The organism is Martinezella sp. CNPSo 3732, assembly GCF_057784515.1.
Window position 1 is genome coordinate 371,147 of the sequence record NZ_JBXSOO010000002.1, and the last position, 17,729, is coordinate 388,875.

At 59.9% G+C, this 17,729-nt stretch carries 19 protein-coding genes; 9 read left to right on the forward strand and 10 right to left on the reverse strand.

Annotation, left to right across the window (positions count from 1 at the left end):
• Positions 1-23: 23 nt before the first annotated feature.
• Positions 24-1,193, reverse strand: coding sequence for a serine hydrolase domain-containing protein (locus AC13RM_RS06655; RefSeq protein WP_488554715.1), 1,170 nt, complete (start codon positions 1,191-1,193; stop codon positions 24-26).
• A gap of 66 nt (positions 1,194-1,259) precedes the next feature.
• On the opposite strand from AC13RM_RS06655, the gene AC13RM_RS06660 reads away from it, so the two are divergent.
• A complete protein-coding gene (locus AC13RM_RS06660) occupies positions 1,260-1,922 on the forward strand; it encodes a TetR/AcrR family transcriptional regulator (RefSeq protein WP_285173397.1) in 663 nt (220 codons plus the stop codon).
• A 60-nt stretch (positions 1,923-1,982) separates the two neighbouring features.
• Here AC13RM_RS06660 and AC13RM_RS06665 read toward each other — a convergent pair whose 3' ends face one another.
• The gene (locus AC13RM_RS06665; protein WP_113229592.1) at positions 1,983-3,170 is read right to left on the reverse strand and encodes a YdgA family protein; all 1,188 of its coding nucleotides are present in this window, start codon (positions 3,168-3,170) and stop codon (positions 1,983-1,985) included.
• A gap of 230 nt (positions 3,171-3,400) precedes the next feature.
• On the opposite strand from AC13RM_RS06665, the gene parC reads away from it, so the two are divergent.
• Positions 3,401-5,659, forward strand: a complete 2,259-nt coding sequence (parC, locus tag AC13RM_RS06670; protein WP_374816213.1) for a DNA topoisomerase IV subunit A — start codon at positions 3,401-3,403, stop codon at positions 5,657-5,659.
• A 150-nt stretch (positions 5,660-5,809) separates the two neighbouring features.
• Here parC and AC13RM_RS06675 read toward each other — a convergent pair whose 3' ends face one another.
• The 6 genes from AC13RM_RS06675 to hemB form a co-directional block, all read right to left on the reverse strand.
• Entirely contained in the window at positions 5,810-6,199 is a 390-nt protein-coding gene (locus AC13RM_RS06675) for a type II toxin-antitoxin system death-on-curing family toxin (protein ID WP_374816215.1), read from the reverse strand.
• Positions 6,199-6,420 (reverse strand): AbrB/MazE/SpoVT family DNA-binding domain-containing protein, encoded by a 222-nt coding sequence (locus tag AC13RM_RS06680; protein ID WP_113229595.1) that lies wholly within the window; start codon positions 6,418-6,420, stop codon positions 6,199-6,201. The genes AC13RM_RS06675 and AC13RM_RS06680 overlap by 1 nt, the downstream gene beginning before the upstream one ends.
• A gap of 50 nt (positions 6,421-6,470) precedes the next feature.
• On the reverse strand, positions 6,471-7,367 hold the full coding sequence (locus tag AC13RM_RS06685) for a DMT family transporter (protein ID WP_488554716.1): 897 nt from the start codon (positions 7,365-7,367) through the stop codon (positions 6,471-6,473).
• Positions 7,368-8,147: an arginyltransferase gene (locus AC13RM_RS06690; protein ID WP_113229680.1), complete on the reverse strand. Its 780-nt coding sequence runs from the start codon at positions 8,145-8,147 to the stop codon at positions 7,368-7,370.
• Positions 8,148-8,327: 180 nt separating this feature from the next.
• Positions 8,328-8,786, reverse strand: coding sequence for an RDD family protein (locus tag AC13RM_RS06695; RefSeq protein WP_113229597.1), 459 nt, complete (start codon positions 8,784-8,786; stop codon positions 8,328-8,330).
• An 89-nt stretch (positions 8,787-8,875) separates the two neighbouring features.
• Complete coding sequence (hemB, locus tag AC13RM_RS06700) at positions 8,876-9,889, reverse strand: porphobilinogen synthase (RefSeq protein ID WP_488554717.1); 1,014 nt, start codon at positions 9,887-9,889, stop codon at positions 8,876-8,878.
• Positions 9,890-10,032: 143 nt separating this feature from the next.
• On the opposite strand from hemB, the gene AC13RM_RS06705 reads away from it, so the two are divergent.
• The 7 genes from AC13RM_RS06705 to AC13RM_RS06735 all read left to right on the forward strand — a co-directional run bounded on the left by AC13RM_RS06705 (position 10,033) and on the right by AC13RM_RS06735 (position 16,643).
• Positions 10,033-10,473: a DUF6163 family protein gene (locus AC13RM_RS06705; protein ID WP_113229599.1), complete on the forward strand. Its 441-nt coding sequence runs from the start codon at positions 10,033-10,035 to the stop codon at positions 10,471-10,473.
• A 133-nt stretch (positions 10,474-10,606) separates the two neighbouring features.
• A complete protein-coding gene (gene ldtR / locus AC13RM_RS06710; RefSeq protein WP_069616333.1) occupies positions 10,607-11,122 on the forward strand; it encodes a transcriptional regulator LdtR in 516 nt (171 codons plus the stop codon).
• Positions 11,123-11,634: 512 nt separating this feature from the next.
• Positions 11,635-12,948: a L,D-transpeptidase family protein gene (locus tag AC13RM_RS06715; protein WP_113229600.1), complete on the forward strand. Its 1,314-nt coding sequence runs from the start codon at positions 11,635-11,637 to the stop codon at positions 12,946-12,948.
• A 178-nt stretch (positions 12,949-13,126) separates the two neighbouring features.
• The gene (glyA, locus tag AC13RM_RS06720) at positions 13,127-14,425 is read left to right on the forward strand and encodes a serine hydroxymethyltransferase (RefSeq protein ID WP_015339424.1); all 1,299 of its coding nucleotides are present in this window, start codon (positions 13,127-13,129) and stop codon (positions 14,423-14,425) included.
• A 9-nt stretch (positions 14,426-14,434) separates the two neighbouring features.
• A complete protein-coding gene (gene nrdR, locus AC13RM_RS06725) occupies positions 14,435-14,911 on the forward strand; it encodes a transcriptional regulator NrdR (protein ID WP_015339425.1) in 477 nt (158 codons plus the stop codon).
• A gap of 2 nt (positions 14,912-14,913) precedes the next feature.
• Positions 14,914-16,023: a bifunctional diaminohydroxyphosphoribosylaminopyrimidine deaminase/5-amino-6-(5-phosphoribosylamino)uracil reductase RibD gene (ribD, locus tag AC13RM_RS06730; protein WP_488554718.1), complete on the forward strand. Its 1,110-nt coding sequence runs from the start codon at positions 14,914-14,916 to the stop codon at positions 16,021-16,023.
• Entirely contained in the window at positions 16,023-16,643 is a 621-nt protein-coding gene (locus tag AC13RM_RS06735) for a riboflavin synthase (RefSeq protein ID WP_488554719.1), read from the forward strand. Before ribD ends, AC13RM_RS06735 begins: the two co-directional genes overlap by 1 nt.
• 47 nt (positions 16,644-16,690) lie before the next feature.
• Here the strand turns inward: AC13RM_RS06735 and AC13RM_RS06740 are convergent, their stop codons facing one another.
• Both AC13RM_RS06740 and AC13RM_RS06745 read right to left on the reverse strand, forming a co-directional pair.
• Positions 16,691-17,173, reverse strand: coding sequence for a GNAT family N-acetyltransferase (locus tag AC13RM_RS06740; protein WP_488554720.1), 483 nt, complete (start codon positions 17,171-17,173; stop codon positions 16,691-16,693).
• A gap of 20 nt (positions 17,174-17,193) precedes the next feature.
• Complete coding sequence (locus AC13RM_RS06745) at positions 17,194-17,712, reverse strand: GNAT family N-acetyltransferase (RefSeq protein ID WP_488554721.1); 519 nt, start codon at positions 17,710-17,712, stop codon at positions 17,194-17,196.
• Positions 17,713-17,729: the final 17 nt, after the last annotated feature.

Genomic DNA, 17,729 nt, shown 5'->3' on the forward strand with positions numbered 1-17,729 from the left:
TTTGCTTAATAGGCCGATGTCAGTCAGATCGCAGCGTAGATCGCCTTCGCCAGATCCGTGGTGAACTGACCCCACATACCCTCAAGGGTCGTATTGGTCAGGGCGACCACCGTCAGGCCCTTTTCGGCGTCGACGAACCAGCTGTGCCCATAGACGCCTCCCCATTTGATCGTGCCAGCCGAGAAGGGAACCTGCGCGACCAGGGGATCGAGGACAACGGACCAGCCGTAGCCGAACCCGAAACCGGCCTGCTGCGCCTGCATATGCCCGCCCGCCTGATCGGCCATCATGGTTTTCACTGTATCGGCCGATAGCAGCGGTGCACCGCCCTTCCTGATCGTGTCCAGAATGGCAAGGATGTCGCTTGCCGTTCCGGCCATGCCGGCGCCGCCGGAGTGATAGGATGCGGGATCGAATATCCTGTCGGGGGCAAAGCGGATCACGCCGTCGAAGATTGGAACGAGCGCCTCGTCGCCCATTCGCTGCGGCTCTGGAGTACCATTCACATAGGCAGCTGCCAGGCGGCTGCGGTCGCGCACGTAGAAGCCCGTGTCGGAAAGGCCGAGCGGCTTCGTGACAAGATCGGCAACCGCATCGCCGAGCGGGCCGCCGGTTTCCTTCTCGATGATGCCGCCAAGGACATCCATCGCCAGGGAATACTGCCAGTTTTCGCCGGGCGCGAAGAGAAGGGGCGCGCTGGCGAGGCGCGGGAGGTTGTCAGCCAATGATCGGCCTGGAGTGTCCAGCCCGTCGGATACGCCAGCCTTGTGATAGGGGCCGTCTTGCGCCTCGGCGAATGTGTAGCCCAGCCCGGAGGTGTGGGTGAGAAGATGCCGGATGCGGATAACGGCTTCACCACCATCCGGCAGACGCGGCCGGAAATCCGGCAGCCACTTGGTGATCGGATCGTCGAGCCCGATACGGCCCTGTTCGACGAGCCGCATGGCGGCAATGGTGACGATCGGCTTGGTGACAGAGGCAAGGCGGAAGATGGCATCTTCCCGCATAGCCACCCTGTTTTCCCGATCCGCCAGACCGGCGGCGCGGGCGTAGACCAATTCTCCATCCTGAGCGATCAGAACGACGCTCCCGACCAGCCTCTTTTCGGCTAGGGCGGAATCGATTGCAGCATCGACGCCTTCAGCAAGGCTGCCGTCGCTGATGCGTGCGGAATTTTCCAGGGGAAGACTCATGGGGCAAAACCTTATATAATCACAATGACCATTCCTGAATAAACCAAGTCGGGAAATAATTCCAGAGTGACCATTGTGAAAAATATTGAAGAGAAGAACAATTCTTCACCGCGCAAGCGCGGACGCCCACCGGCCTTCGATCGCGAGACGGTTCTCGCTGCCGCCCGGGACACCTTCTGGAAGCACGGCTATGACGGTTCCTCCATCGCCGATCTGACGGCGGCGATGGGCATCACGCCGCAAAGCCTCTATGCGGCCTTCGGTTCGAAGGCCGACCTCTATCGCGAGACGCTTGATCAATATCGGCGCATGCCTCGTCCGGAACCCGGCAATCCCTTTCAGGACAAGCTGGATACCGTGACTGCCTTCGAGCGCTTTCTGACGAACTCCGCCAGGATCTTCACGGCTCCGGAGCATCCAAAGGGCTGCATGATATCGACGGCGGTACTGAATTGTGCGGAGGAGAACGAGCCGATCGCCCATCATGTCGCATCGATGCGCCTGCAGACGCTGGATATCTTCACCGCCCGGATCGCGCGCGGTATCGAGGAGGGAGACATCCGGCCTGACGCCGACCCTCGCTCGCTGGCGCGTTTTCTCGGTGCGATCGTGCAGGGCATGTCCGTTCAGGCGCGCGATGGGGCGACGACGGAGGAGCTGCTTGCCCTGATGTCCCATGCGCTTAACGAGCTCAGGACGTATCAGCTTCCAAAAGCCTCCGGGCTTTGAGGCAAAGAAAAACCCGGCGACCGAGATCGCCGGGTTTTGAATGGTTCGACGAGCGGCCGCTCAGTCGTTCGAGGAAACCTTGAGGCCGATAACCTGCGGGATCGTCGTCGGTGCGCCCATGGCGGCGCCGATGATCATCGGCACCGGCACCGGCTTGCCCGGGGCGGCGGTGACGGTCAGGCTCTTCGGGTTGTCGAGATAAGTGCTGACCGCCGCGGAGACGGCATTCTGCAGCTCCGGAATGTTGAGCTGCGCCATCATGATCGGCGTCATTGCCTTCAGTGTGTCGGCAAGCTGCTTGCCCGTGACGCCCTGCTGCTTGCCGGCAAAATCGAGCGCACGTGCCGTGATCGATGCGTCGTCGAAGCGGATCTGGGCGCTGTTGAAGGTGAGCTGCTGCAGCAGGCCGAGCATGGCGAGGCCGGCGGACTGCTGTGCTTCCTGCTGGTTCGGATTGGAGCGAACCGTCTTCAGCGCATCCTGCAGCGACTTGGCGAAGGCAGGCGTGTAGCCGGAAATGCTGAAGGCGAGATTCAGCTTGCCGATATCCCTGAAGTCGAAGGAATATTCGCTGATGTTGATGGTGCCAGGCCCCATGTCCCAGCTGCCCTTCATGGAAACAGTGCCGTCGATCTGCTGCAGCTTCAGCGCGTCGATCGCTTCCTTGGTCTTCGCATCGTCGACCTTGCTGAGATCGGCCTTGATGCCATTGATCTTGGCGTCGAAGTCGAGGCCCGACTTGTCGTCGCGCTTCTTCATGTTGGCGTCGGCGCCCTCGATCGAGAACACTTCGGTATCGTCCTTGGTCACGGATACGGCGCCGGCATGGGCGCTCTTGTAATAGAGCAGCGAGCTCAGGTCGCCCTTGCTCGAGTCGGCCGGAATCTCGACGCCGGTCAGCTTGAGGTCGGTGGCGGAAACGGAGGCGCCGTCCTTGTTGAAATCAACATCCGCAAAATCGATTTCCTCGATCGTGTAGCCGCCATTGTTTTCCTCGACGCCATCGAGGGTGATGTCGCCGAGCGGAATGCTGTCTTCCATGCCGGCGGGCTTGAAGCTTGTGCCCTTCAGCGTCACCGTGCTTCCGTCGACATCGATGCCTGTGGCAGCAATCGAACCGCCCTGCTGGCCATAGACGTCGTTGATCTTCTTCAGCAGATCATTGCCGTCGAGCGCAAAGGCGGAGCTGGCGAAAGACAGGATGGCGGCACTGCACAGCATCAGCCGCGTGGTCCGATAGAAAGTCATGATGGCGTTCCTCGTTGAGCCGGTGGTATTGGCGGGGGCGTACAGATTGAGCGTGTACTGCGCTGACTTATATTGATCTTTCTCTGAAAATCCAACGACAATGAATGTAGAGCGCCAGTGCAGCAAAAATGTATCGATAGCCACCCCGCAATATGCTTGAAACGCCTTCATCCACAGGTGCTTTCCGCTGATTTCTTGCTGTGAATCGCCATCTCTTATAGTCAAGGGCCATGGGAAAAAATCTGACACCGCCGCCCGGTGACGGCGACGACAACATCCTTCCGGTCGATCTGAAGGCCGCGCTCGAGGAGCGCTACCTGGCCTATGCCTTGTCGACGATTACGCAACGCGCGCTTCCGGACGTCCGCGACGGGCTGAAGCCGGTACATCGCCGTATCGTTTATGCGATGAGCGAGATGGGGCTGCGCCCCAATGCCGCCTTCCGCAAATGCGCCAAGATCGTCGGCGAGGTGATGGGTAACTATCACCCGCATGGCGACCAATCGATCTATGATGCACTGGCGCGCCTGGCGCAGGATTTCTCGCAGCGCTACACGCTGGTCAACGGCCAGGGCAATTTCGGCAATATCGACGGCGATAGCCCGGCTGCGATGCGTTACACCGAATCCAAGATGACGGCGGTTTCCGAGCTGCTGCTCGAGGGCATCGACCAGGATGCCGTGGATTTCCGCGACACCTATGACGAGTCGAATTCCGAGCCGATCGTTCTGCCTGGAGCTTTCCCCAATCTGCTCGCCAACGGCTCTTCTGGCATCGCCGTCGGTATGGCGACCTCTATCCCGCCGCACAATGCTCACGAGCTTTGCGATGCCGCCCTGCATCTGATCAAGGATCGCGATGCGACGGTCGAGAAGCTGGTGGAGTTGTATATTCCAGGGCCGGACTTTCCGACCGGCGGCATCATCATCGATGATCGCCAGAGCATTATCGAAAGCTACAAGACCGGCCGTGGCGGCTTCCGTGTCCGATCGAAGTGGGAGATCGAGGATCTCGGTCGTGGCGGCTACCAGATCGTTATCACGGAAATTCCGTTTCAGGTGCAGAAGTCGCGGCTGATCGAAAAGATTGCCGAGTTGCTGCTGGCACGCAAGCTGCCGCTGCTCGAGGACATTCGTGACGAATCCGCCGAGGATATCCGGGTCGTTCTCGTGCCGAAAAGCCGCACAGTCGACGCGACGATCCTGATGGAATCGATGTTCAAGCTCACCGAGCTTGAGAGCCGGTTCCCGCTCAACATGAACGTCCTGTCCATGGGCCGCATCCCCAAGGTCATGGCCTTGAACGACGTGCTGAAAGAGTGGCTGGATCATCGCCGCGAAGTCCTGCTGCGCCGCTCGCGCTTCCGGCTGGCGGCCATCGAAAAGCGCCTCGAAATCCTCGGCGGCTTGCTGATTGCCTATCTCAACATCGATGAGGTCATCGCCATCATCCGCGAGGAGGATGAGCCGAAGCCTGTCATGATGGAGCGGTTCGGCCTCACGGACAATCAGGTCGAGGCGATCCTCAACATGCGGCTGCGCTCCTTGCGCAAGCTGGAAGAATTCGAAATCCGTAAGGAGTTTGACGGCCTGACGAAGGAGAAGGCCGACATCGAGGCACTGCTCGCTTCGGACGAGAAGCAGTGGCAGACGGTTGCCTGGGAAATCGGCGAGGTGAAGAAGAAGTTCGCCAAGGCGACCGAGATCGGTCGCCGCCGCACGCAGTTTGCCGAAGCGCCTGAAGCCGATGATGAGGCTATCCAGCAGGCGATGATCGAGAAGGAACCGATTACCGTCGTCGTCTCCGAAAAGGGTTGGATCCGCGCCCTCAAAGGCCATATTTCCGATACGTCCTCGCTGACCTTCAAGGAGGGCGACGCTCTCAAGGTTGCTTTCCCGGCGCAGACGACGGACAAGATCCTCATCATCACGACGGGCGGCAAGGCCTATACGCTCGGCGGCGACAAGCTGCCCGGCGGCCGCGGCCATGGCGAGCCGCTGCGCATTATGATCGACATGGAAAACGATCAGGATGTGCTGACCGCCTTCGTCCACGATCCGCAGCGCAAGCAGATGATCGCATCGACGGCAGGCAACGGCTTCATCGTTGCCGAGGCGGAACTGGTCGCCAATACCCGCAAGGGCAAGCAGATCATGAATGTCTCCTATCCCGACGAGACCAAGCTTCTCGTCCCGATATCAGGCGACCATGTTGCCGTGGTCGGCGAGAACCGCAAGATGGTCATCTTCCCGCTCGCGCAGGTGCCGGAAATGTCGCGCGGCAAGGGCGTGCGCTTGCAGAAATACAAGGACGGCGGCATCGCGGATGTCAGGTGCTTCGCGATCGCCGATGGCCTGACATGGGAAGACAGTGCCGGCCGCACCTTCACCAAGACCAAAGACGAATTGGTGGAATGGCTGGGCGACCGCGCCGGCGCCGGTCGTGCCGTGCCGAAGGGCTTCCCCAGGAGCGGCAGGTTTTCTGGGTGAGGAGCGGTCGGGCAAAGCCCGAGCAATCGGCCCAGTGGGGTCGATTGCAGCGACGAACGCCGGAGCTCTAGCGAAGGGCCGGGTGGTGCGTCGTCTCGACTGCGAAAGCCTGGGCGGAACCTTGACGAGGGCGGATCGACGCCTGAGGCTTCAATCTGTGTAGGGAACGCAGACGTCTCGCAGGAAGCGTGTCGCTCCCTCTTCATCGATTTCTCCGGCGGCCACTGCTATGACGAAGCTGTAAAGATTGGCGTCTGTCGTTTGAATACGGTAGCCGTTTTCCATAAGAAAAACTGCTGTCGCCACGATGGCGATGCGCTTGTTGCCATCTACGAAGGCGTGGTTTTTCGCCAACCCAAATAGATAAGCGGCCGCTAGTTCGATGATATCATCACTGCCGTACTGAGCTTTGTTGATCGGGCGTGCCAAGGCGGATTCGAGGGAGCCCTCGTCTCGTAGACCATAGGAGCCGCCGAACCTTTTGATCTGCATCTTATGCAATTGCTCAATGAGCGGCCTAGTCAGGAAGATAAAGGGCATTATTCTGCCAGCTTCTTGAGTGCCACTTTATATTGATCCATGAAGCGCTGCGCATGCTCCATCTGGCGTGCAAAATCCGCGTCAGCCGGCTGCATCAGCAATCCGCCATCTTTCAAACTGAGTTCCAACCTGTCACCGGCTCCGAGACCAAGCTGATCCAGGACTTCTTTCGGAATAATCACGCCCTCGGAATTGCCGATTTTGCGGATGGTGACGTTCATGTCTCAGCTCCAATGTGATAACCTAGTTATAACATTGGAAGAGGACTACTTCAATGCGCAAGGCTCTCTGCGGTGATTGCTGCTCTGGCTTTCACCCGCGCCTGCCAGAGCGAGTGACCTGCCAGTGCCAGGATCAGTATCGCGCCGCCGGCAAGCGTCATGTTGGTCGGCGCTTCTGAGAAGATCATCCAGACCCAGATCGGTGCGAGGATCGTTTCCAGCAGATAGAACATTGCCACTTCCGGTGCCGAAAGAAAACGCGTGCCCGTCGCAAGGCACCAGAAGGAAAGCGGCATCAGCACGGCGCCGTCGAAAAGGATCCAGCCGGGATGGTCGATGGAAAAGCCCGAGGGCACCATATGATAGAGCCCGACTGCCGCCGGAATGACGGCCGCCAGCAAGGAAGCAAAACCCATGTCCCGGCCCGAGGCGCGACTGATCGTGATGGCGCAGGCGATGGAAAGCGATGCGAGCACGGAAAGCGCGTCGCCAAGCAGATGCCCAGCCTCCATGCCGTCACCCACGATCAGGCCAACACCGAGGATCATGACAGCCATGGTAATGAAGGTGGAAAGGGCAGGGCGCTCTTTCAGGAAAATCCAGGACAGCAGCGCGGTGAACATCGGGTTGAGCGCGATGATGAAGACCACATTTGCCGCCTTGGTATAATAGACGGCGAGAAGGAAGGTGATGGTGGTCAGCCCATAGAAGAAGCCAACGGGAATTCCGAGCCAGCCCGGTAACACAGTCTTCAGCGAGCCAGTGACCCGGCGAATGACGAAAAGGGCGGCCAGCGCCACGACGATGGTCGCAAGGCTGCGGAAAGACAGTACCGACCAGACTTCGCCGCTGGAAAGTCGTATCAGCGGAATATCCATCGACAGCGCCAGACCGCCGAGCGTCGTCAGCAGCAGGCCCTTCTTATGGTCCGAGAGATGGGAAAACATTCAGCGGAAGGTATCTTTGTCGCCGTCGGCTGTGGGGTCGAAACGTTCCCAGCCGCGCGGCGTCAGATGTTCCTGCGGCTGAAAGCGGGTCTTGTAGTCCATCTTGCGCGAGCCCTTGACCCAATAGCCGAGATAGACGTGCGGCAACCCCAGCGCCTTCGTCCGCTTGATATGATCGAGGATCATGAAGGTGCCGAGTGATCGCTCGTCGAGATCGGGATTGAAGTAGGAATAGACCATAGACAGCCCGTCGCTCATCACATCGGTCAGAGCCGCAGCCAGCAGTTCGCCCTTCGGACGCTGCTCCAGCCCCGAACCTTCCTCGCGACGGCGATATTCGATGATGCGCGTGTTCACATGCGTGTCCTCGACCATGATCGCATAGTCGAGCACGGTCATGTCGGACATGCCGCCTTGCTGATGACGATAGTCGAGATAGCGGCGGAAGAGCGAATATTGCTCGCTGGAGGGCTGCGCCGGAAATTCGGTGGCGATGATATCGCTGTTTGCTGTCAGCACCCGTTTCATCGATCGGGTGGGCTCGAACTCTTGCGCCAGGATGCGGACCGATATGCACGCCCGGCACGATTCGCAGGCGGGACGATAGGCGATGTTCTGAGAACGCCTGAAGCCGCCCTGCGTCAGAATATCGTTCATCTCGGCGGCGCGAGGCCCCACAAGGTGCGTGAAGACCTTGCGTTCCATCTCGTGCGGCAAGTACGGGCAGGAAGCCGGTGCCGTCAGATAAAACTGCGGAGATGGCGTCGACTGCGTGTTCATCTGCCGTTGATTGACCTTTCTTTCGGCATCCGTTTCTACAAGCATGGCCCAAGTTTAGAAAACGTCAACTACGTCCTTCGCTAAAGATCGAAGTTTCCTAATGGACCATGCACAGAAATATCTCCCGCGCGCCCGGGGGACCGCGGGAAATTATGAGGTGCCCTATGCTTGTACGCTGTTTTATGCCGTTCGGGCGATGACCGTGCCAAGCAGCAGATCGTGCACGAGCCGGCTGCGGTCGGTGAAGAGACCCACCAGCAGGATGAGCGGCGTCAGGACGGAGTTCAGGATCCAGAACAGCGCCAGATGGACGATCGCCGTTAGGAAATCCATTCGCCGGCCGTCGACACGAACCATGGTGAGGCCCATAGCGCGCATGCCGAGCGAAGCCTGGTAAGGACCGCCGAGTGTCCAGCCGAAATAGAGACCTGCAACGAGAACGAACAGCACCGGATAGAGGAAGAAGCCGAGCCCCAGTGTCAGGATCGAAACGAAAAACAGCAGCACGGCCGCAGGAATGCACAGCAGCGCGACGATGATGTAATCGACGATAAACGCAAAGATGCGCCGGCTCAGCACGCCACTATAGGCGCGCCAGTCGTCCGGTGCTGCATAGAGCGGGCTGTGGTTCAGGCTCATTGCTTTCCTCCTTGAGGAAACATTGGGGGAAACATTTGCCGAACATATGGTATCGGCTCCAGCAAATACAATAAGCTGATGGACCGAAGCTATTTCTTCGCCAGATGTCTCGCCACATCGACAGCGAAATAGGTGAGGATCCCGTCACAGCCGGCGCGCTTGAAGGCGAGCAGGGTTTCGAGCATTACCTTCTCCCCGTCGATCCAGCCATTGGCGGCGGCCGCCTTGATCATCGCGTATTCGCCGGAGACCTGATAGGCAAAGGTCGGAAGGCCGAAGGCTTCCTTCAGCCGCCAACAGATGTCGAGATAGGGGAGACCGGGCTTGACCATCAGCATGTCGGCGCCTTCCTCGACATCGAGCGTGGCGTCGCGCACGGCTTCCGTGCCGTTGGCGGGATCGATGTAATAGGTCTTCTTGTCGCCCCTCAGCAGGCCGCCGGTCGAAATCGCCTCGCGATAGGGGCCGTAGAAGGCCGAGCTGAATTTCGTCGCATAGCTCATGATGCCGACGCTCTGGTGCCCCGCGGCATCGAGCGCCTGGCGGATCGCGCCGATGCGACCGTCCATCATTTCCGAAGGCGCGATGATGTCTGCTCCGGCATCCGCTTGGTAGACCGCGGCCAGCGCCACCTGTTCGACCGTTTCATCGTTGACGATCTCGTTGCCGCGCAGGATGCCGTCATGGCCGTGGCTGGTGAAAGGGTCGAGCGCGACGTCGGTAATGACGCCGATATTCGGAACGGCCTTCTTGATGGCGGCAGTGGTGAGATTGATGAGATTGTTCTTCTCGAGGCTGTTGGAGCCGGTCTCGTCGCGCAGCTCCATTTCGATGTTAGGGAAGGTGGCAAGCGCGGGGATGCCGAGATCGGCCGCTTCCTTCGCCGCCTCCACGGCCTTGTCCACGGTCATACGGTTGACGCCGGGCATGGCAGGGATCGGCTCGACGATGCCGGTGCCCGGGATCACGAAGATCGGCCAGATCAGATCGTCGACCGTCAGCCGGTTTTCCTGCACGAGACGGCGCGTCCAATCGGCCTTGCGGTTGCGCCGCATGCGCCGATGACCGGTAATCTCGTCAACGAGATGCGTCTTGTTCTCCATGATGCCGCCATCCTTCTTCGTCTATTTATGGCATTCTATATGGGGCGCGTACCTATCACGCCGTCCCCAGGATTCAAAACAAGGCGAAAGGCCGCAGCCATTATATTCTGGCGAGGCACGTGCCTCCTACGTATTGTTCGCGCATGGAACCTGATTCTTCGACCGTACCCAAGAATACGCTGACGGACATCCTGTTCGTGCTGTTCCTGCGGCTGATTGCGATCGCCTGCTTCTGGCTCGGCCTGCAATATTGGGCCATGCTGGTCGGCTACTCGCTGGAAGGTCATGCGCGCTTCGATCTGCTGGCGCTGCCATGGAAGGTCGCGGGCGCAGGCTTGGCCGTTGTCTTCCCCGTCGCGGCACTCGGATTGTGGCTTACCGTCTCGTGGGGGCCGGTCATGTGGGTGGTGGCGGCAGGCGGGCAGGCACTGATGTATGGCGTATGGCCGGAGATATTCGGATCCAATCCGCTGATCATGATCTTGCATGCCTGCGTCGCCGTGATTTATTGCCTTTTCCGTATCCTGCTATGGCAGGAGAAACGCCGGCGCCGGCAGCAGCAGGTAATGGTTGATTTACCCTGAGACAGCAACACTTCCTGGTAAGGTGCTGTTAAGCCTGCAGTTTAAGTAGAATTTTATGTGTATTCGATAGGGTCTCACTCAAGGCGGGAAGAAAACGACACCGCCAAACAAAACAGAGTGAGGCCAAGTCATGATGAACACGAAAATCAAGCCGCAGGCAGTTGCAAACGCTCGGGACCAGCAGGTTGATGACATCCGGGCTCTCTATATGGAATCCCTTCACCTGGTCGAGCGTCTGCACCGCCGCCTGCTTGATGTTATCAAAGACGAGTTCGACCGTCAGGGTCGCGACGACGTCAACGCCGTCCAGGCACTTCTCCTCTTCAACATCGGCAATTCCGAATTGACGGCCGGCGAGCTGCGCTCCCGCGGTTTCTACCTCGGCTCCAACGTTTCCTACAACGTCAAGAAGCTGGTCGACCTTGGCTTCATCAACCATCAGCGCTCGCGCATCGACCGCCGCTCGGTCCGCATCAGCCTGACGGAAACCGGCCAGGATATCGCCGAAACCGTCGCTAAGCTCTATGAGCGCCACATCGGCTCGATCGACAAGGTAGGCGGCATCGGCACCGATGAGTTCACCCAGATGAACAAGCTCCTCCAGCGCCTCGATCGCTTCTGGAACGATCAGATCCTCTATCGCCTCTAAGTAACGGGCAGGGATTGATCCTAAGACCTGCCAGTAAAAGCAAGCTGGACACGTTCCCTGCGTGTCCGGCTTGAACGCATTGTCGGCCCGATCGTTGTGCGCTTTTTGCCACGTCCGCGCTTCACCTTCCGTCCCATGTAACGTCCCGGACGGCTAAGCCATTGACGCCGGATCAGGACACGCTATGAACCACGCGCAGCTGTGGTATTTTAGCAAAAGCAGTTTGGCTTTTCTTTCGCACTGGCGTGGCAAAGCAAGTTTCATGCCGGGAGACACGAATTGGCCATATTGCTATGACAGCGGAAATCGACTGCAGGCAGCGTTCTCGAAATACGATCTTCCGACCTGAAGGTCTTGGCTTCGCGATATTGTGATAGTTCGTGGCCAAGTTTTTGGTGGTGCATTAAGGGAACGGGTTGATACTGAGCCACGTTACTTGGCGCAAGCTGCGCTATTTACTGCTTCCTCTCTAGGCTGCGCATGATTGGATCGCAGCGTTGAACGGTTAGGATATGTCGAAGAAAAACGGAATTGGACCCTTTTCGCGCCGCGCTTTCCTGCGGTCGGCTGCAACTCTTGGCGCTGCCGCACTGGCCGCTCCGGCCCTTGCGCAAAACGCAACTCCGCTCGAGGCGTTGATCAACGATCGCTCCCGCGGCAATTGGGACGACCAGTTCGACGCCAAAGCCGCGGCGCGCACTGCCGCCGCTGTCCAGTCGAACGCGCCAATCCTCGGGCCAGATTCCGTATCGAATATTCAGCAGGCGATCGCGCAATATCAGAGCATTGCCGCCAACGGCGGATGGCCGCAGATCAATCCGACAAGCCAGCAGGCGCTGCAGCTCGGTGCGACCGATCCGGCCGTACAGTCGCTGCGCCAGCATTTGATGATCACCGGCGACCTGCCGCGTGAGGCTGGCATCTCCTCCGCCTTCGACTCCTATGTCGACGGCGCGGTCAAGCGTTTCCAGGCCCGTCACGGTCTGCCGGCAGATGGCGTCCTGGGCGATTTCACGCTGAAGGCGATGAACATCCCCGCCAATGTCCGTCTGCAGCAGCTCAACACCAATCTCGTCCGCCTCCAGACGTTCCCGTCCGACCTCGGCCGTCGTCACGTCATGGTCAATATCCCTGCGACGCGTGTCGAGGCCGTCGAGGATGGCCAGGTGGCGTTGCGCCACCAGGCGATCGTCGGCCGGGAATCGCGGCCTACGCACATCATCAATTCGAAGATCTATGAGGTCATCCTCAACCCGTACTGGACGGCGCCGCGCTCGATCGTCATCAAGGACATCGTGCCCTTGATGCGTAAGGATCCGACCTACCTGACGAAGAACAACATTCGCCTTCTCGACGGCAAGGGCCAGGAAGTGGCGCCGGAGACGATCGACTGGAATTCGGACAAGGCGCCAGACCTGATGTTCCGGCAGGATCCGGGCAAGACGAATGCCATGGCGTCCACGAAGATCAACTTCCACAATCCCAACAACGAATACATGCATGACACGCCGGAACAGGGCCTGTTCAACAAGCTGATGCGTTTCGACAGCTCTGGCTGCGTCCGCGTTCAGAACGTACGCGATCTCGCAACCTGGCTGCTGGCCGAAACACCCGGCTGGCCGCGTCAGCACATCGAGCAGGTCATCTCCACCCGCGTCAACACGCCAATCACCTTGGCGTCGGAAGTGCCTGTCTATTTCGTCTATATCTCGGCCTGGAGCGCCCGCGATGGTATCGTCCAGTTCCGCGACGATATCTATAATCTCGACGGCAACTCCCAGTTGGCGCTCAATACGACCCAGGGCATGGAGCAGCCGGTTCAGTAATCGGCATTGTTCCAACCACCATCGACATGAAAGCCGCATCCCCGGGTGCGGCTTTTTCGTTCGTCGTCGGCGCTCATCGTAGTTTGCCCAGCAAATGTCGCTGATCGTATTGCTCTCCGGCGACCCTGACGCTAATACCGTCTGCATTGCCGTTCCGGCCCGTTCAGGAGCTTTCACGATGACCAATGCGTCCACCGAACCCTTTTTCAATCGCTCGCTTGCCGATACCGATCCGGAAATCTTTGGCGCGATCGGCAAGGAGCTCGGTCGCCAGCGGCACGAAATCGAACTGATCGCCTCGGAAAACATCGTCTCACGCGCCGTTCTGGAAGCGCAGGGCTCGATCATGACCAACAAATACGCCGAGGGATATCCGGGCAAGCGCTACTACGGCGGCTGCCAGTACGTCGATATCGCCGAGGAACTCGCCATCGAGCGGGCCAAGAAGCTGTTCGGCGTCAACTTCGCCAACGTTCAGCCGAACTCCGGTTCGCAGATGAACCAGGCAGTCTTTCTCGCGCTCCTTCAGCCCGGCGACACCTTCATGGGCCTCGACCTGAATTCGGGCGGTCACCTCACGCACGGGTCGCCGGTCAATATGTCCGGCAAGTGGTTCAACGTCGTGTCCTACGGCGTGCGCGAAGGCGACAACCTGCTCGATATGGATGAAGTGCAGCGCAAGGCCGAAGAAACCAAACCGAAGCTCATCATCGCCGGCGGCACGGCCTATTCCCGCATCTGGGACTGGAAGCGCTTCCGCGAGATCGCCGACAGCGTTGGCGCCTATCTGATGGTCGACATGGCCCATATCGCCGGTCTGGTTGCCGGCGGTCAGCATCCGTCGCCATTCCCGCATTGCCACGTTGCCACGACGACCACGCACAAGTCGCTGCGCGGCCCGCGCGGCGGCATGATCCTCACCAATGACGAGGATCTGGCCAAGAAATTCAATTCGGCCGTCTTCCCCGGCCTCCAGGGCGGCCCGCTGATGCACGTCATCGCCGCAAAGGCCGTCGCCCTCGGCGAAGCGCTGCAGCCGGAGTTCAAGGACTACGCCGCCCAGATCGTCAAGAACGCCAAGGCTCTTGCCGAAACGCTGATATCCGGCGGCGTCGACGTCGTCTCCGGCGGCACCGACAACCATCTGATGCTGGTCGACCTGCGCAAGAAGAACGCCACCGGCAAGCGTGCCGAGGCCGCACTCGGCCGCGCCTACGTCACCTGCAACAAGAATGGCATTCCCTTCGACCCCGAGAAGCCCTTCGTCACGTCAGGCGTTCGCCTCGGCACCCCGGCCGGCACAACGCGCGGCTTCAAGGAAGCCGAATTCCGTGAAATCGGCAATCTGATCATCGAAGTGCTCGATGGTCTGAAGGTCGCCAATTCCGACGAAGGCAATGCCGCCGTCGAGGCTGCCGTGCGCGAGAAGGTGGTCAAGCTCACCGACCGCTTCCCGATGTACGGCTATATGGGCTAAGGAGAGCGCATGCGCTGCCCTTACTGCGGCTCAGAAGATACCCAGGTCAAGGACTCGCGCCCGGCGGAGGACAACACGTCCATCCGCCGTCGGCGCATTTGTCCGGATTGCGGCGGCCGCTTCACCACCTTCGAGCGCGTGCAACTGCGCGAACTGATGGTCATCAAGAAGACCGGCCGGAAGGTGCCGTTTGATCGCGACAAGCTGGTGCGCTCCTTCGAGATCGCGCTGCGCAAGCGCCCGGTCGATCGTGACCGGATCGAGCGGGCCGTATCGGGCATCGTCCGTCGTCTCGAAAGCTCCGGCGAGACCGAAATCAGCTCCGAGCAGATCGGTTTGCAGGTACTGGAGGCGCTGAAGAGCCTCGATGACGTCGCCTTCGTGCGCTATGCCTCCGTCTACCGCGATTTCTCGCATGCCGAGGATTTCGAGCACGTGATCGACGAGATCAACGCGAAGATCGCTCGCGATCCGCTGGATCCCTGACCATGGCGCCGCGGCCCGAGGACGAGCGTTTCATGGCCGCGGCCATCCGCCTGTCGCGCCGGCATCTTGGACTGACCTCCACCAATCCGTCCGTCGGCTGCATCGTCGCTAGGGATGGTGTCATCCTCGGCAGCGGCGTAACCGCACTCGGCGGTCGCCCGCACGCCGAGCCTCAGGCGCTGGCCGAGGCAGGCGAGGCGGCCAGAGGCGCCAGCGCCTATGTGACGCTCGAGCCCTGCTCGCATTACGGCAAGACGCCGCCCTGCGCCGAGGCGCTCATCGCTTACGGCGTGGCACGCGTCGTCATCAGCGTCACCGATCCCGACCAGCGCGTTTCCGGGCGTGGTATCACCATGCTGCGCGAGGCCGGCATTGAGGTCGATACCGGTGTTTTGGAGACGGAGGGCAGGCGATCACTCGCTGGCTATCTCATGCGCCAGACGAGAAACCGCCCCTATGTGACTCTCAAGCTTGCCGTTTCCGCCGATGGCATGATCGGCAAGACGGGCGAGGGGCAGGTGCGCATTACCGGCGATATCGCGCGCGCGCAGGTGCAGATGCTGCGCGCCGAAAGCGACGCCATTCTCGTCGGCATCGGCACAGCGATATCAGACGATCCGGAATTGACTTGCCGGCTTCCCGGCTTGGAGGATCGTTCGCCGCTCCGTATCGTCATCGATGAGCAACTGCAGCTTCCGCTCGGCAGCAAGCTTGTGCAGACGGCACGCAAGTACCCGGTCATCGCGGTCGCCGGCCATCCGCCGTCCTTCGATGACAATACCGATGCCGCATTCCTCGGACGTCGTGCGGCGCTCGATGCCGCCGGTGTCGAGGTATTGCAATCCAATTCCAGCGAGCCGGGAGAGTTGCCGGAGGCGCTTGCTACACGCGGCATCTCGTCGTTGCTGGTGGAAGGCGGCGCCAGGACGGCGCAGCGCTTTCTCGATGCCGGACTGGTCGATCGCATCCTGCTGTTCCAGGGGCCGGCCGATATCGGCGAGAGCGGTATTGAATCGCCAGTCCTCAAGTCCAATATCCCAGCTGACTTTATGCATGTCGGCGAGAGCCGCTTCGGCGACGATCTCTGCGACGAATACGAAAGAGGTTTTTGATGTTTACCGGAATTGTCACCGACGTCGGCACGGTTGAATCCATTTCTCTCTTGAAGGAAGGCATCAAGCTGCGCGTTGCCACCAATTACGATCCGGCGACGATCGACATGGGCGCGTCCATCTCGCACGCCGGCGTTTGCCTGACGGTTACGGGTCTGCCTGAGCAGGGCAGCAACGGACGATGGTTCGAGGTCGAGGCCTGGGAAGAGGCACTCCGCCTGACGACCATCGGCAGCTGGGAAGCCGGAGCCAAGATCAATCTCGAGCGTTCCCTGAAGATCGGCGACGAGCTCGGCGGTCACATCGTGTCCGGCCATATCGATGGCAAGGCGGAAATCCTTTCGGTGACATCAGAGGGCGAAGCCACCCGCTTCCGCCTGCGGGCGCCGGAGCATCTTGCCAGGTTCGTCGCGCCGAAGGGGTCCGTCGCGCTCGACGGCACCTCGCTCACGGTCAATGCCGTCGAGGGTACGGAATTCGACGTGCTGCTGATCCGCCATTCCCTGGAAGTGACGACCTGGGGCGAGCGCAAGGCCGGTGACTTCGTCAATTTCGAAGTCGACACCATGGCACGCTACGCCGCTCGCCTGGCGGAATTCCCTGTCGTCCGCGAGGGCTGAGTGTCACAGGCGCGCTGCAGGAGGACGCCGGTCGGCGCCTTGGCAGCTTACGCGAGAGTTTTTTCCATCAGGAAATTCGACAAGATCTGACCGCGCTTTTCTACCTGCTGCGCGGTCACGATGACAAAGCCTTTGCGTTCGAAGAAGGGGCGGGCGGTCAGGCTCGCTTCAGTGAATATCCGTCGAAAGCCCTGTTCGCGGGCCGCATTTTCGACGGTCGCGAGCAACAGGCTGGCGACGCCCTTTCCCTGATAATCGGGCGAAACGAACATCATATCCAGGCAACCATCCGATTTCAGATCGGTAAAGCCGATGGGTTTTGAACCATCCATCGCAAGCCAGGTCGGCCGGTTCGCTCGATATTGTGCCCATATTTCGGCATCATCGACCTTCGCCCAGGCAGCGATCTGCGCCGGATTGTAGTCCTTGGACGCCACCTCGCGAATGGCCCTCAGGAAAATGTCGATCGTGGCTCCGGCGTCATCGGGCTCGTAAGGTCTGGCGGAAAACCTATCCTGCAGAGCTGACATGATTGTTCTGCCCGCAACGCTTAACGTTCGAATAGGACGTTGGATCTGTCCTTGAGCGTGAATTCGCCGATACGGCGGAAGCCGATCTTTTCGGCAACCCGTATCGACGGCAGGTTTTCGAAATCCACGATGCAGGTCATGCGACGGCCTGCGAACTGTCCGTCCGCCCAGGCGATCGCTGCGTTCATGGCCTCCGTCGCATAGCCCTTGCCCTGCATCGGCGGCGTGATGCCCCAACCGGCTTCCAGCGTGCCTTCCGTCATCGGTGTCATATCGCGATGCAGATCCAGAAATCCCACTTCGCCGATCAGCCGGCCGCTTTGGCGTTCCTCGACGGCAAAGAAACCGAAGCCGAGATGATGCCATAGGCCGGCATAGCGTAAAAGGCGGGCCCAAACCTGTTCGCGCGTGGGCATCTCGCCGCCGATGAAGCGGACGATATCCTTGTATTTCCAGAGCTCGAGGAATTCGTCGAAATCATCAAGCGTATGGCCCCGCAGCAGAAGCCGATCGGTCGTCAGTGTCGGAATATGGGTCATCGGATTAGGTCTTTGCT

What these genes read in the sequence shown, in the direction of transcription:
- AC13RM_RS06705 (WP_113229599.1), top strand. Translation starts at nt 10,033, where the DNA reads ATGGAACCTGATTCTTCGACCGTACCCAAGAATACGCTGACGGACATC.
- AC13RM_RS06735 (WP_488554719.1), top strand. Translation starts at nt 16,023, where the DNA reads ATGTTTACCGGAATTGTCACCGACGTCGGCACGGTTGAATCCATTTCT.
- AC13RM_RS06680 (WP_113229595.1), bottom strand. Translation starts at nt 6,420, where the DNA reads ATGAACGTCACCATCCGCAAAATCGGCAATTCCGAGGGCGTGATTATT.
- nrdR (WP_015339425.1), top strand. Translation starts at nt 14,435, where the DNA reads ATGCGCTGCCCTTACTGCGGCTCAGAAGATACCCAGGTCAAGGACTCG.
- AC13RM_RS06675 (WP_374816215.1), bottom strand. Translation starts at nt 6,199, where the DNA reads ATGCCCTTTATCTTCCTGACTAGGCCGCTCATTGAGCAATTGCATAAG.
- hemB (WP_488554717.1), bottom strand. Translation starts at nt 9,889, where the DNA reads ATGGAGAACAAGACGCATCTCGTTGACGAGATTACCGGTCATCGGCGC.
- AC13RM_RS06740 (WP_488554720.1), bottom strand. Translation starts at nt 17,173, where the DNA reads ATGTCAGCTCTGCAGGATAGGTTTTCCGCCAGACCTTACGAGCCCGAT.
- AC13RM_RS06685 (WP_488554716.1), bottom strand. Translation starts at nt 7,367, where the DNA reads ATGTTTTCCCATCTCTCGGACCATAAGAAGGGCCTGCTGCTGACGACG.
- glyA (WP_015339424.1), top strand. Translation starts at nt 13,127, where the DNA reads ATGACCAATGCGTCCACCGAACCCTTTTTCAATCGCTCGCTTGCCGAT.
- AC13RM_RS06690 (WP_113229680.1), bottom strand. Translation starts at nt 8,147, where the DNA reads ATGAACACGCAGTCGACGCCATCTCCGCAGTTTTATCTGACGGCACCG.
- AC13RM_RS06695 (WP_113229597.1), bottom strand. Translation starts at nt 8,786, where the DNA reads ATGAGCCTGAACCACAGCCCGCTCTATGCAGCACCGGACGACTGGCGC.
- ldtR (WP_069616333.1), top strand. Translation starts at nt 10,607, where the DNA reads ATGAACACGAAAATCAAGCCGCAGGCAGTTGCAAACGCTCGGGACCAG.
- AC13RM_RS06715 (WP_113229600.1), top strand. Translation starts at nt 11,635, where the DNA reads ATGTCGAAGAAAAACGGAATTGGACCCTTTTCGCGCCGCGCTTTCCTG.
- ribD (WP_488554718.1), top strand. Translation starts at nt 14,914, where the DNA reads ATGGCGCCGCGGCCCGAGGACGAGCGTTTCATGGCCGCGGCCATCCGC.
- AC13RM_RS06665 (WP_113229592.1), bottom strand. Translation starts at nt 3,170, where the DNA reads ATGACTTTCTATCGGACCACGCGGCTGATGCTGTGCAGTGCCGCCATC.
- parC (WP_374816213.1), top strand. Translation starts at nt 3,401, where the DNA reads ATGGGAAAAAATCTGACACCGCCGCCCGGTGACGGCGACGACAACATC.
- AC13RM_RS06655 (WP_488554715.1), bottom strand. Translation starts at nt 1,193, where the DNA reads ATGAGTCTTCCCCTGGAAAATTCCGCACGCATCAGCGACGGCAGCCTT.
- AC13RM_RS06745 (WP_488554721.1), bottom strand. Translation starts at nt 17,712, where the DNA reads ATGACCCATATTCCGACACTGACGACCGATCGGCTTCTGCTGCGGGGC.